This window comes from Streptomyces sp. MB09-02B (assembly GCF_033794485.1).
Lineage (GTDB): Bacteria > Actinomycetota > Actinomycetes > Streptomycetales > Streptomycetaceae > Streptomyces.
In genome coordinates, this window is sequence record NZ_JARGEE010000250.1 from 1 (window position 1) to 13,369 (window position 13,369).

Annotated in this window: 11 protein-coding genes and 1 pseudogene; 1 reads left to right on the plus strand and 11 read right to left on the minus strand. The window is 71.7% G+C overall.

Annotation, left to right across the window (positions count from 1 at the left end; all coding sequences use genetic code 11):
- Positions 1 to 80: 80 nt before the first annotated feature.
- The 6 genes and pseudogenes from P1P70_RS28865 to bldG form a co-directional block, all read right to left on the minus strand.
- Positions 81 to 1,253 (minus strand): annotated as a pseudogene (locus P1P70_RS28865) (serine/threonine-protein kinase); the annotation flags it as partial.
- Between the two features lie 268 nt (positions 1,254 to 1,521).
- Positions 1,522 to 3,054, minus strand: coding sequence for a class I SAM-dependent methyltransferase (locus P1P70_RS28870; RefSeq protein WP_319242818.1), 1,533 nt, complete (start codon positions 3,052 to 3,054; stop codon positions 1,522 to 1,524).
- Between the two features lie 340 nt (positions 3,055 to 3,394).
- Positions 3,395 to 4,006 (minus strand): small secreted protein, encoded by a 612-nt coding sequence (locus P1P70_RS28875; protein ID WP_319242820.1) that lies wholly within the window; start codon positions 4,004 to 4,006, stop codon positions 3,395 to 3,397.
- A 207-nt stretch (positions 4,007 to 4,213) separates the two neighbouring features.
- Positions 4,214 to 6,619, minus strand: a complete 2,406-nt coding sequence (locus P1P70_RS28880) for a sodium-translocating pyrophosphatase (RefSeq protein ID WP_319242822.1) — start codon at positions 6,617 to 6,619, stop codon at positions 4,214 to 4,216.
- A 338-nt stretch (positions 6,620 to 6,957) separates the two neighbouring features.
- Entirely contained in the window at positions 6,958 to 7,389 is a 432-nt protein-coding gene (locus tag P1P70_RS28885) for an ATP-binding protein (RefSeq protein WP_319242824.1), read from the minus strand.
- Between the two features lie 107 nt (positions 7,390 to 7,496).
- Entirely contained in the window at positions 7,497 to 7,838 is a 342-nt protein-coding gene (bldG, locus tag P1P70_RS28890; RefSeq protein ID WP_005475923.1) for an anti-sigma factor antagonist BldG, read from the minus strand.
- Between the two features lie 83 nt (positions 7,839 to 7,921).
- On the opposite strand from bldG, the gene P1P70_RS28895 reads away from it, so the two are divergent.
- Positions 7,922 to 10,396 (plus strand): DEAD/DEAH box helicase, encoded by a 2,475-nt coding sequence (locus P1P70_RS28895; protein ID WP_319242826.1) that lies wholly within the window; start codon positions 7,922 to 7,924, stop codon positions 10,394 to 10,396.
- 121 nt (positions 10,397 to 10,517) lie between these two features.
- On the opposite strand, the gene P1P70_RS28900 is transcribed toward P1P70_RS28895, so the two are convergent.
- The 5 genes from P1P70_RS28900 to P1P70_RS28920 form a co-directional block, all read right to left on the minus strand.
- Positions 10,518 to 11,018 (minus strand): Rv3654c family TadE-like protein, encoded by a 501-nt coding sequence (locus tag P1P70_RS28900; RefSeq protein WP_319242828.1) that lies wholly within the window; start codon positions 11,016 to 11,018, stop codon positions 10,518 to 10,520.
- Positions 11,015 to 11,404 (minus strand): TadE family type IV pilus minor pilin, encoded by a 390-nt coding sequence (locus P1P70_RS28905; RefSeq protein ID WP_319242831.1) that lies wholly within the window; start codon positions 11,402 to 11,404, stop codon positions 11,015 to 11,017. The genes P1P70_RS28900 and P1P70_RS28905 overlap by 4 nt, the downstream gene beginning before the upstream one ends.
- Positions 11,391 to 11,642, minus strand: coding sequence for a DUF4244 domain-containing protein (locus tag P1P70_RS28910; RefSeq protein ID WP_319242833.1), 252 nt, complete (start codon positions 11,640 to 11,642; stop codon positions 11,391 to 11,393). The genes P1P70_RS28905 and P1P70_RS28910 overlap by 14 nt, the downstream gene beginning before the upstream one ends.
- Before the next feature lie 123 nt (positions 11,643 to 11,765).
- Positions 11,766 to 12,557 (minus strand): type II secretion system F family protein, encoded by a 792-nt coding sequence (locus P1P70_RS28915; protein ID WP_319242835.1) that lies wholly within the window; start codon positions 12,555 to 12,557, stop codon positions 11,766 to 11,768.
- On the minus strand, positions 12,554 to 13,369 hold the full coding sequence (locus P1P70_RS28920) for a type II secretion system F family protein (protein ID WP_319242837.1): 816 nt from the start codon (positions 13,367 to 13,369) through the stop codon (positions 12,554 to 12,556). The genes P1P70_RS28915 and P1P70_RS28920 overlap by 4 nt, the downstream gene beginning before the upstream one ends.

The following is a 13,369-nucleotide window of genomic DNA, read 5'->3' on the forward strand; positions in this document are numbered from 1 at the left end:
TGTTTCTGTTTTTTTATTTTTTTTTTTTTTTTTAATAACACGGCAACACACGAGAATTACAAAAGGCTATTCGTCGGAAATGTCAAAGGTGTATAAGAGACAGGCGCCGAGGGCGCGCCGGGTGTGTGCGGGGCCCCGGGGGTGTACGGCGTGTGGGGCGGGCCCGGCGTGTTCGGCGTGCCCCCGAGGCCGTGCTGCCCGGCGGCCACGTACCCGGGCGGCGCGCTCGCCACGTACCCCGGAGGCGCACCGGGCGTGCCGGGTGTGGCGGGAGCCCCGGGCGCGCCGGGTGTGCCGGGAGTACCGGGAGTACCGGCGGCCGGTCCGAAGGCGCCGGGTGCCGGCGCGGGGGCGGCACCCCAGCCCGACGGGCTCGGCTCGCCGGCCGAGGCGGCCGCCCGCTCCAGACCGCGCGCCGCGGCCTCCGGCGAGAGTCGGCGCACGGGGTCCTTGATGAGCAACCCGTGCAGGACGGGGGCGAGTTCACCGGCGCGGACGGGTGGTGCCGGCTCCTCGCCGAGCAGGGCCGTGAGCGTCGCGTACTCGCCGTGCCGGTCGAAGGGGCCGCGGCCCTCGACCGCCGCGTACAGCGTGGCGCCGAGCGAGAACAGGTCGGCCGCCGGGGTCGGTGGCTCGCCCCGTGCCCGCTCGGGGGCCAGATACCCGGGCGTGCCGAGGATGCCGGCGGTGGCGGTGAGCCTGGGTTCGCGGGACTCCGGCTGGAGCGCGATGCCGTAGTCGGTGAGCAGCACGCGCGCGTAGGGGTCGCCCGAGGCGTTTGCCGCGAGCAGGATGTTGGCCGGCTTCACGTCCCGGTGGAGGATGCCGATCCGGTGGCCCGCCGTGAGCGCGTCGAGGACGGCGAGCCCGATCCGGGCGACCTGCTCGGGCGAGAGCGGCCCCCGCTGCCGTACGACCGCCTGGAGGTCGATCGCGTCCGGCACGTACTCCATGACGATCCACGGCAGGCCCTCGTGGAGCACCACGTCGTGGACCGTGGCCACGTGGGGATGGCCGCGCAGCCGCGCGGCGTGCCGGGCCTCGCTGCGGGCGCGGGCGATGCGCTGGGCGGGCTCCGTCGCGTCCGTCGGGACATCGGGCAGCGAGATCTCCTTCATGGAGACCTCGCAGGCCAGTTCCCCGTCGTAAGCGAGCCAGACCCGGCCCATGCCGCCCGCGCCCAGGGTGCGCAGCAGTCGGTACCGGTCGTTGATGATCCTTCCCTGGCCCTGCTCCGGCGTATCCCCCGCCATCGCGATCCCCCGATCCCCCAGAGACAGCGCGTGCCTCCCCCGAGGACACGTCGAATTCGTCTCTTGAAAATAGCTTCGCACGCACCACTGACAGGAGCCCTTTTGCGGACCAATCCAGACAGAGGAGACACATGCGTCCCAGGGGTACGAATACGCCCCGCACGTCACGGGAACGGGCGCCGGGCGGGGTACCAGTACGGTCACCGGACGGTACGGAAATCGTCAAAGGATGCAGGGCCCGGACGGGCCCTTCGCCGCTGCGGGCGGATCACCGAGCCGGTTCGAGGAACCCCTGTTCGACGAGGAGGCGGATCTGGACCGGCGTCCGGTCGCGCAGGGCCACCGGGTCCTCGCCGACGAGCTGGGCGATGGCGTCCAGAATTCGCCCGGCGCTGAGCGTGCCGTCGCACACACCGGCGAATCCGGCGCCGACCGTGTCCACCTTCGTGGCCCGGCGCATTCCGCGGTTCTGACGCAGCACCACATGCTCGGGGTCCTCGGCGCCGGGCAGCCCGACCTGCTCCTGGACGACCTCCGCCGTGAGCCGGAAGTGCGCCTCGAGGAGCGCCGCGTCGTCGTTCGCCCGCAGGTAGTCGACGCGCGCGAAGTGCTGCCGCACCGTCTCACCGAGCGGTTGTTCGACCGGATGCGGCCACTCCTCCAGGGTGATCGAGGTCTCGGACTCCGCGGCGGCCGTCCTCCGCAGCGTGATCCACCCGAAGCCGACGCCCTTCACCTTCCGCGCCTCGAACTCGTCGAGCCACGCGTCGTACCGCGCCTGGTACTCGGCCACGTCACCGCGGTGGTCGCCCGCGTCCCGCAGCCACAACTCGGCGTACTGCGCGACGTCCTGGACCTCGCGCTGCACGATCCACGCGTCGCAGCCGCGCGGCACCCACGACCTGAGCCGCTCCTGCCAGTCCTCCCCCTCGACGTGCTGCCAGTTGGCGAGGAACTGCGCGTACCCGCCCTCGTTCAGCCGCTCCCCCGCCTGCGAGACGAGCGTGCGGCACAGGTCGTCGCCGCCCATTCCGCCGTCGCGGTAGGTGAGCCGGGCGCCGGGCGAGATCACGAACGGCGGGTTCGACACGATGAGGTCGTACGTCTCGTCCGCACCGACCGGCTCGAAGAGCGAGCCCTCCCGCAGCTCGGCGGCGGGCGCTCCGGAGAGCGCCAGCGTGAGCGCCGTGATGTGCAGCGCGCGCGGGTTGAGATCGGTCGCCGTCACGCGCGTGGCGTGCTGTGCGGCGTGCAGCGCCTGGATGCCGGAGCCGGTCCCGAGGTCGAGGGCGGCGGCGACGGGCGTCCGTACGGTGATGCCGGCCAGCGTCGTGGACGCCCCGCCGACCCCCAGCACGACACCCTCGTCCCGGCTTCCGATCCCCCCGGCCCCGCCGACCGCGCATCCCAGGTCGGACACGATGAACCAGTCCTCGCCGCCGGGGCCGCCGTACGGCCGCACGTCGACGGTGGCTGCGACCTCGTCCCCGTCGTCGCCGACGTGAACGAGCCATCCGCTCTCGACGCACGCGTCCACAGGCAGCACGCCCTCCACGCGCGCGCGTACGACCGGCTCCTGCAACAGGAACAGCCGCACCAGCGCCTCCAGCGCCGTGTCCCCGCGCGTGGCCCTGAGCGCCGGCACGACCTCGCTCCGCGCGAGAGCCGCGTACGCGGAGGCACCGAGCAGTTCGAGCAGCCCGTCGGCGGTGAACTCGACGCCGAGCAACGCCTCCCGCAACCGAGCGGCGACATCGGACCGACCTACAGAGGGCAACGAAGACAGCCTGGAGTCACTCACGCCGCCCAGCGTAGCCGGGCCCCACACCCCAACCCGGCCGCAGGCACTCCCGCGTCACCGGCCATCTCAGCGGTCCCGGCGGAGGGCGGAGTGGCTGTCTCCCTGTCCCAGCTGTGGGCAGCCGTGACTGTCTCCCTGTCACATCTGCGGGCAGCCGTGGCTGTCTCCCTGTCACATCTGCGGGCAGTCATGCGCTGGGGCGGCACGGGTGGGCGCAGCGGCACCTCGTCACCGCCGAGCCACGGGACCGCCCCCCGCCCAGCCCGACCCACCGCGCGCGCCGGGCGCCGGGCGCCCGATCGAGTCCCGGCCCAGCCACCCCGACAGCCAAGAACCCCGGTCAGCTCTTCGTGGGCACAGCCGGCACCGAAGCCGCACCGGAGGTGTTCGCGGACTTGCAGCTCTGCTGCTCGGCCATCGCCTGCCCGACCTCCCCCTTCTCCAGCTCCTTCAACGCGTCGCTCCCGGTCTTGCTGAGCTTCTCCAGCTCGGTCGCGACCCCTTCGAGCCCGTCCGCGAACTTCGCCTGGTCCTTGGTGTTCAGCGCGTCCGACTTCTTCTTCAGCTCTCCGTAGGCCGTGGACAGCTGGTTCAGCTCGGCCACCGCGGCCTTCTGCTTCTTCGCGCCGTCCTCGACGTCCGGCGCCCCGGCCTGCTGAATGGCCGTCGCCATCGCCTTGTACGCGTCGGAGATGTCCTGGAAGCCCTGGGAGTCGGCCTTCTGCACGTCCGCCGGCGCGCTGTCGTCCGAGGTCTCCTTCTGGATCGAGGCGTTGGCCGCCGCGATCTTCTTGATCTGCGGCTGCACCGAGTCGCAGACCTCCTTGGCCCAGGAGTTCAGCTTGTCGTTCGTCTCGTCGTCGCCGCCGCAGCCGGACAGCGCCAGTACCAGTACCGCACCGCCGGACAGTGCGGCCGCGAGCTTCTTGTTCACCGGATTGGTCCCTTCCATGGCTCTCGGCCCCGGAACATACACGCCGAATGGGAGCCACCTGTGTGCCGAGCACCTCCGGTACACCCATTTGTAACCGTTTGCACCAAGAGAGAGAAGGCTCACGAACACCACCGGCACGGCCAAGGGGCGGACGGCCGACGCGTCAACACGCGTCGTCCGCCCGCCCCTTGAGCTGGCCCCTGGCAGAGCCGGTCGCCAGGCCGGCTACGAAACCACCGCTGGATCCGCCGACTTGGCCACCCGCTCGGAGTTGCCTTCGTCACCCACGGCGATCCCACGCCGCTTGGACACGTACACCGCGCCGACGATCACGGCGATCGAGGCCACCGCGATGGCGACCCGCAGCGCGACGCTCTTGTCCTCGCCGTAGCTGAACTGGACGACCGCGGGCGCGATGAGCAGCGCGACGAGGTTCATCACCTTCAGCAGCGGGTTGATGGCGGGTCCCGCCGTGTCCTTGAACGGGTCGCCGACCGTGTCGCCGATGACGGTCGCGGCATGGGCCTCGCTGCCCTTGCCGCCGTGATGACCGTCCTCGACGAGCTTCTTGGCGTTGTCCCACGCGCCACCGGAGTTGGCGAGGAACACCGCCATCAGCGTCCCGGTCCCGATCGCGCCGGCGAGGTACGCGCCGAGAGCGCCGACCCCTAGCGTGAACCCGATCGCGATGGGCGCCATGACGGCGAGCAGACCGGGCGTGGCCAGCTCCCGCAGGGCGTCCTTGGTGCAGATGTCGACGACCCGGCCGTACTCCGGCTGCTCGGTGTAGTCCATGATCCCGGGCCGCTCGCGGAACTGCCGCCGCACCTCGTAGACCACCGAACCGGCCGACCGCGCGACCGCGTTGATCGCCAGCCCCGAGAAGAGGAAGACGACCGCGGCGCCCGCGACGAGCCCGACCAGGTTGTTGGGCTGCGAGATGTCCATCATCAGGTTCATGGGCGCGCCCTCGCCGGAGACCTTCTCCCCGACGTCGTTCGCGGCCGTGAGGATCGCGTCGCGGTACGAGCCGAAGAGCGCGGCGGCCGCGAGAACGGCCGTGGCGATGGCGATGCCCTTGGTGATGGCCTTGGTCGTGTTGCCGACGGCGTCCAGGTCGGTGAGCACCTGCGCGCCGGCGCCCTCGACGTCGCCGGACATCTCGGCGATGCCCTGCGCGTTGTCGGAGACCGGTCCGAAGGTGTCCATGGCGACGATGACACCGACCGTGGTGAGCAGGCCGGTACCGGCCAGCGCCACCGCGAACAGCGCGAGCATGATCGACGTACCGCCGAGCAGGAACGCACCGTAGACACCGAGGCCGATCAACAGGGCGGTGTAGACGGCCGATTCGAGACCGATGGAGATACCGGCGAGGACGACGGTGGCCGCGCCGGTGAGCGAACTCTTGCCGATGTCCTTCACGGGACGCCGACTGGTCTCGGTGAAGTAGCCGGTCAGTTGCTGGATCAGCGCGGCCAGCACGATGCCGATGGCCACCGCGACGACCGCGAGGACCCGCGGGTCGCCCTCGTGACCCGCGATCGCCGTGTCCGTGACCCCGTCGAGGTCGGCGTACGACGAGGGCAGGTACGCGTAGACGGCGATGGCGACGAGCACCAGCGAGATCACCGCGGAGATGAAGAACCCGCGGTTGATGGCGGACATGCCGCTGCGGTCGGTGCGGCGGGGCGCCACGGCGAAGATGCCGATCATCGCCGTGATCACGCCGATCGCGGGCACGATCAGCGGGAACGCGAGACCGGAGTCGCCGAACGCCGCCTTGCCGAGGATCAGCGCGGCGACGAGCGTCACGGCGTACGACTCGAAGAGGTCGGCCGCCATGCCCGCGCAGTCGCCGACGTTGTCGCCCACGTTGTCGGCGATGGTCGCGGCATTGCGCGGGTCGTCCTCCGGAATGCCCTGCTCGACCTTGCCGACCAGGTCGGCGCCGACGTCGGCGGCCTTGGTGAAGATGCCGCCGCCGACCCTCATGAACATGGCGATGAGTGCGGCCCCGAGGCCGAAGCCCTCCAGCACCTTCGGCGCGTCGGCCGCGTAGACGAGGACCACGCAGGACGCGCCGAGAAGGCCGAGCCCCACCGTGAACATGCCGACGACGCCGCCGGTGCGAAATGCGATCTTCATCGCCTTGTGCGAGACGGCGGTGAGATCCTTTTCCGGCTCGCCTTCCGCCGGTGTCGCTTCCCGGGCCGCCGCGGCGACGCGCACATTGCTGCGCACGGCGAGCCACATACCGATATAGCCGGTGGCCGCCGAGAACGCCGCGCCGATCAAGAAGAACACCGATCGTCCGGCGCGCTGATTCCAGTCGTCCGCGGGCAGCAGCATGAGCAGGAAGAACACGACGACGGCGAATACGCCGAGCGTGCGCAACTGCCGTGCCAGATAGGCGTTCGCGCCTTCCTGGATCGCCGTCGCGATCTTCTTCATGCTGTCGGTGCCCTCGCCCGCCGCGAGCACCTGGCGTACCAGGACCCCGGCTACGACGAGTGCTGCCAGGGCCACGACGCCGATCACCATGACGATGATCCGGTTGTCGTCGGTGAGCACCGCGGCTGCGAAGTTCGCGGTGTGGTCAAACCTTTGAGGGGTAGAAAGCCCCGCCATTCGTCCTCCTTGACGCTTGGGCTGAGCTCAAGATGTGGACGGATTGTAGGGAGGTGAACCTGATCAAAACAGTGCACGGGAAACGGAATTGGCCTTCACATGCTCTTCAGCAAATGATCGGGACCCGACTACGTTACTCGAAAGAAGTAACGCCTCAAAGGCGTTGACGCTTGATCAATTATCACGCGAATGATCGTGAATTCCTTCACGAATTCCGGTGTTCCGATGAACGGTGATCGGAATAAATGCCGGGAAAACACGAAGGGCCCTGCTCAGCAGGGCCCTCGCGGTACTACGTGAAGTGGTGCGGTACTACGTGAAGTGATGAGGATGGACGGTCAGGGCACGACCGCGACCGACGGTGTCGTCGGCCAGGTCATGCGGATCAGCCCGCCGCTCTCGTCGGCGGTGACCTCCACGTCGTCGACGAGACCGCTGATGACCGCGAGGCCCATGTCGTCCTCCTCGACCTCGGCGTCCACGTCCCCGGCGCCCGATGAACGGTCACCGGGGACGGCGTGCGGCGCCTCGTCGCCCACCTCGATGGAGAACTGCTTCTCCTCCTCGATCAGCGACACCCGCACCGGCGCCGAGATACCGCTGCTCTGATGCAGTCCGACGGCACGGGTGCACGCCTCGCCGACGGCCAACCTGACCTCGTCGAGGACGGCCTCGTCCACTCCGGCCCTGCGCGCCACCGCTGCCGCCACCAGTCGGGCGGTCCGGACGTGCTCGGGCAGCGCGCTGAAACGGAGTTCAACGGTGGCCATGCATCCCCCTCGGAACTACGGGCGTGCTGTCGGAAGGCCGGGCCGCACGGGTCCGGTCTTCCTCACTTGTCTGTGGCCGTCCGGGCACGGGGCCCGGACGGACGTGATCAGTCAGTGGCCGCCACCGCTTCGTCGACCGAGGTGTGAATGGGGAACACCTTGGTCAGACCGGTGATGCGGAAGATCTTCAAAATCCGCTCCTGGTTGCACACCAGGCGCAGCGAGCCCTCATGGGCCCGTACTCGCTTCAGGCCGCCCACCAGTACGCCGAGCCCGGTGGAGTCGAGGAAGTCGACGCCCTCCATGTCGACGACGAGGTGGAAACTCCCGTCGTTGACCAGCTCGACCAGCTGCTCACGCAGCTTGGGCGCGGTATAAACGTCGATTTCGCCACCGACCTCGACGACCGTACGATCGCCGACGGTACGGGTCGACAGGGACAGGTCCACGGATCCTCCAGCACCTTGCTATCGAGCGTTCGCCCCTCGGGACACCTCGGCTTGAAAGCCCCCGGGACGGTTCGCCAGCCGCGATGGCATTCAATCACTTACCGGCAGGCGTGCACGACGCCTTGGCTCCATTGTCCGTCACGCCGGTGACACACTCGATGCCGATGGCCAAGAATCACCGATCCGATCGAACCCCGACGGACACCGCCTCCAGCCCCTCGCCGGGCACGGTCCTGGACCGGCTCGCCTCGGGGCCGAGCCGGGCTTCGCGCATCACTCATACGGAGCATGTGCCCCCACGTGCGGGGCGCCATGCCGTCTGGCCCGACCGGATCCGACCGGAAGTGGTCGCCGCCGTCCAGGCCGCCGGAATCGAACATCCCTGGGCCCACCAGGCACGCGTCGCCGAGCACGCACTGGACGGGGAATCGGTCGTCGTCTCCACCGGCACCGCCTCCGGCAAGTCGCTGGCCTACCTCGTCCCGGTTCTCTCCCGCCTCCTGGACGGCTCCGAGGCCCCCAACGGCCGTGGCGCGACCACCCTCTACCTGGCCCCCACCAAGGCCCTAGCGGCGGACCAGCGCCGGGCCGTGAAGGAACTTTCACAACCCCTCGGAAACGCGGTGCGCCCGGCCGTGTACGACGGCGACACCCCCGTCGAGGAACGCGAGTGGGTCCGCCAGTACGCCAACTACGTCCTCACCAACCCCGACATGCTGCACCGGGGCATCCTCCCCTCCCACCCCCGCTGGTCCTCCTTCCTGCGCGCCCTGAAGTACGTCGTCATCGACGAGTGCCACACCTACCGCGGCGTCTTCGGCTCCCACGTCGCCCAGGTGCTCCGGCGCCTGCGCCGCCTGTGCGCCCGCTACGGCGCCGAACCCGTCTTCCTCCTCGCCTCCGCCACCGCCGCCGAGCCCTCGGTCGCCGCCCGCCGCCTCACCGGCGTCCCCGTCACCGAGGTCGCGGACGACGCCTCACCCCGCGGTGAACTGGTGTTCGCCCTCTGGGAGCCTCCACTCACCGAGCTGCACGGCGAGAAGGGCGCGCCCGTACGCCGCACGGCCACCGCCGAGACCGCCGACCTGCTCACCGACCTCACCGTCCAGGGCGTCCGCTCGGTCGCCTTCGTCCGCTCCCGGCGCGGCGCGGAGCTGATCTCCGTGATCGCCCAGGAACGCCTGGCCGAGGTGGACCGCTCCCTCTCCCGGCGCGTCGCCGCCTACCGCGGCGGCTACCTCCCCGAGGAACGCCGCGCCCTCGAACGCGCCCTCCACTCCGGCGAACTCCTCGGCCTCGCCGCCACCACCGCCCTCGAACTCGGCGTCGACATCTCCGGCCTCGACGCCGTCCTCATCGCCGGTTACCCGGGCACCCGCGCCTCCCTGTGGCAGCAGGCAGGCCGCGCCGGACGCTCCGGCCAGGGCGCCCTCGCCGTCCTGATCGCCCGCGACGACCCGCTGGACACCTTCCTGGTCCACCACCCCGAGGCCCTGTTCGACCAGCCGGTGGAATCGACCGTCCTCGACCCCGACAACCCGTACGTCCTCGCCCCCCACCTCTGCGCCGCCGCCGCGGAACTGCCCCTCATGGACGAGGACCTCGCCCTGTTCGGCCCCGCCTGCGAGGACCTGCTGCCGCAGTTGGAGGCCGCGAAGCTGCTCCGCCGCCGGGCCAAGGCCTGGCACTGGACCCGCCGCGAACGCGCCGCCGACCTGACCGACATCCGGGGCCAGGGCGGCCGCCCCGTCCAGGTCGTCGAGACCGGCACCGGCCGGCTCCTCGGCACGGTCGACGCGGGCGCCGCCCACACCACCGTCCACGAGGGCGCGGTCCACCTGCACCAGGGCCGTACGTACCTGGTGCGCGATCTGGACCTGGAGGACTCCGTCGCCCTCGTCCAACAGGCCGACCCGCCCTATTCGACGGTCGCCCGCGACACCACCGCCATCTCCGTCCTGGAGACCGACACCGAAGTCCCCTGGGGCGACGGCCGCTTGTGCTATGGATCCGTCGAAGTCACCAACCAGGTCGTCTCCTTCCTCCGTCGCCGTCTCATCACCGGCGAGGTGCTCGGCGAGTCCAAACTCGACCTCCCGCCTCGTACGCTGCGCACCCGCGCCGTCTGGTGGACCGTCACCGAGGACCAGCTCGACGCGGCCCGGATCAACCCCGAGATCCTCGGCGGCGCCCTGCACGCCGCCGAGCACGCCTCGATCGGCATGCTGCCCCTCTTCGCGACCTGCGACCGCTGGGACATCGGCGGCGTCTCGGTCCCGCTCCACCCGGACACCCTGCTCCCGACGGTCTTCGTCTACGACGGCCACCCGGGCGGCGCGGGCTTCGCCGAGCGCGCCTTCCACACGGCCCGTGCCTGGCTCACCGCCACCCGTCAGGCCATCGCCTCCTGCGAGTGCGACGCCGGCTGCCCGTCCTGCATCCAGTCCCCCAAGTGCGGCAACGGCAACGAACCGCTGCACAAGCGGGGCGCCGTGCGTCTCCTGACCGAACTGCTGCGCACCGCGCCGGGGGCTCCGCCGGAGGACCGGGTGCCGTAGGACTCGGGAGTGCCTCGGGACCGGGGGCCGGAGCGCCGCAGAGCTCGGGGGTGACGCAGAACCCGAGGGTTCGGGGCGCCGTAGGGCTCGGGTGACTCAGCATCCGGGGGCTCGGGGCGCCTCAGAGCTCGGGGGCCTCCCAGATCCGGCGATCACCGGTCGTGTGTGGCTGATCGCGCAGTTCCCCGCGCCCCTCAAGGGGCGCCCTAGGCGCTTCCCGGTCGGCTGCCGGGCCCGGCGGTCCCGCGCGTGCCCTGGACTCGGCGGTGAACGGGACCGTTCCCGAGGCGGCCGTGACGTCCGAGATCTCGCCCTCGACCGCGCACCGCACAAGTCGGCCGCCCTGGGCCTGAACCACCCGTTCCGCCGTCGCGCAGGCCCTCTCGGCACCCTTCATCCAGTGGTCGGCGGCCGCGAGGGCGGCGAGATCGGCCGCCGCCTCCGCCTGATGCCGGATCACCACGGCCTGTCCGAAGGCGAGTACGGCACCGAACACCGCGCACAGCACCGCGATCGCACCGACCGCCCAGACGGTCGCGGACCCTCTGTCCGAACCGGCCCCACGCCCCGGGTCAGTACGGGCGCTCCTGAGCCACCGGCCCGCCCACGAGAACGCGGTCACCCGTCCACCTCCCCCACCGTCTCCTCGGCCAGTGCCACGGCCGCATGGCTGAGGTCGAGCCCCAGTCCCTCCGGCCCCGGCGCGCGGGCCGAGACCACGACACGTACGAAGTCGCCCTTCCGGCCCACACTCACCACCGCCCCGTCCGGCGCCGTCCTCCGCGCCGCCGCCATGACCGCTCCTGGCGGGTCCTGCCGGGCCGCCGCCCGGGCACCGGCCCGGGCGGCGTCCACGACCTGGATCTGGGCGCAAGCGGCGAGCAGGGCCCACACGAGCGCCGTCGCGAGCAGCAGCATCACGGGCAGGGCCATGGCCGCCTCCGCCGTCACGAAGCCGCCGTCGCCACCCAACGCCCCGCGACGCCGTCGCGGCTCACGCCCCGCCATTGAGGGCCCGCCCGACGATCTGCTGCAGCTCCGCCTGGACCTGCCCACTGGTCACCACCTTGTACAGCACCGCGGCGAAGGCCACGGCCGCGATGATCCCCACCGCGTACTCGGAGGTCACCATCCCCGCGTCCCTCCGTGCCGCCCGCGCCCGGCACAGCACGGCCCGTACCACCCGTTCGCGCACCGCTTCCCGCACTGCTTCCACTGCCCGCACCGCCTGTACTGCCTTGCCCATCTCAACCCCCGTGAGGCTCTGTTCCGTTGACCACTGGTCTGTCGCTGATCACCGCTGTTCGTCGTCGTCCGCTCCCGGTCCCTCCGGGCGGCCCCCTCGCACCGCCCGCCGACGTCCGCTCCGTCATGGCCCACTTCCTCCCAACAACCCGTCCGCCAACCCGATGACCACCGGCAGGACGCCCACCGCGATGAAGGCGGGCAGGAAGCACAGCCCCACCGGTGCGGTGACCATCACGGCGGCCCGGCGGGCCCGTTCCGTCGCCGCGCGACCCCATTCGCTGCGGGCGTCGGCGGCCAGGCGGGCGACCGGGGAGGCCGCCGGCACCCCGGACTCGTCGGCGCGCTCCAGCAGCCGCGCCAGGGCTCCGGCGCCGGGAAGCGCCGCCAACGAACGCCACGCCGCGGCCGGTTCTCCTCCGAGCCGTGCCTCCGCCGCCCCTCTGGCCAGCCGTTCGCCCACCGGTCCGCCGAGGGCCTCCCCCACGGCTCGGGCTGCCACCACCGGGCTGGCCCCGGCCGTGATGCAGGCGGCCAGCAGGTCTGCGGCGAGAGGCAGTTGTCGTGCGGCCGCAGCGGCGTCGTACGCCTCGCTCGGGTCGCCACCGGCGCGCCGGGCCCTCCTCAGCCACTGCCAGGCCCCGACTCCGGCGGCCAGCCCCAGCAACAGCCCCACGAGTCCGCCGACGAGCACCCATCCGGCGCAGACCGCGCCGGCGACCGGCAGCCATCGCCGTACGACCCCCAGCGGCAGGAAGTGCCGGCGGGGCCGCTCGGCCGCCAGAGCGAGCACCGTGGTCAGCCGGGCGCGCAGCCTTCGCCGGCGCCGCGCGGTGTCGAACGACCGGACCAGCCACCACAGTCCCACGATCACCAAGACGGCGACCCCCAGCCTGTGGACAACCTCCCCGTTCACGCTGCCTCAGCTCCCCGGACGATCCGCAGCGCCCACCACAGACCCGCGCCCTCCAGTACGGCACCGACGAGCAGGCAGCCCATCCCCGCCGTGCTGTGGAGCACCACGTGCAGGGGGTCGGCGCCGAGCGCGGTGCCCAGCAGGAGCCCCAGTACCGGAAGCCCGGCAAGCATCACGGCCGTCGACCGTGCGCCCGCCAACTGGGCGCGCAGGTCAGCCCGCTGGTCCCGTTCGGCGCGCAGAGCGCCCTCCAGCCGGTCCAGCCCGGCGGCGAGGCCGGCGCCCCGGTCGACCGCCACGCGCCAGCACGCGGCGAGCCCCGACAGCCCCTCGGCGCCGGGCTGCCGCGCCGCGTCCGCCAGCGCACCGGGCACGTCCCCACCGAAGCGAGCCGCCGCCAGCACCACGGCATGGGCCTCGCCCAGCCCCGCGGAGTCCCGAGCGGCCCGCGTCAGCGCATCGCCCGGCTGCCGCCCGGCCCGCACCTCACCCGCGAGCGACGCGCAGAGCGCGACCACGGCATCGCCCCGCCGCTCCCGGACCCGGCGCTCCTCCGCCGCCTTCCGCACCCGCCTCAGCAAGGGCACCCCGGCCGCTCCCACGACGACCGGCAGCACCGACGCCCCGAGCACCGCGATCACCAACCCGGCCACGGGCGCCCACCACTCGGCCCCCAGCGTCCGCACCCGGCCGACGGCCCGCTTCCAGCGCGGCGGCCCCACGTCGGCGCCGCCCGGCAGCAACGACCGCGCCCGCCGCACCCCTGCGCCCCGCCCCTCGTCCGACATCCAGGCCGCGGCCCCGGCACACAT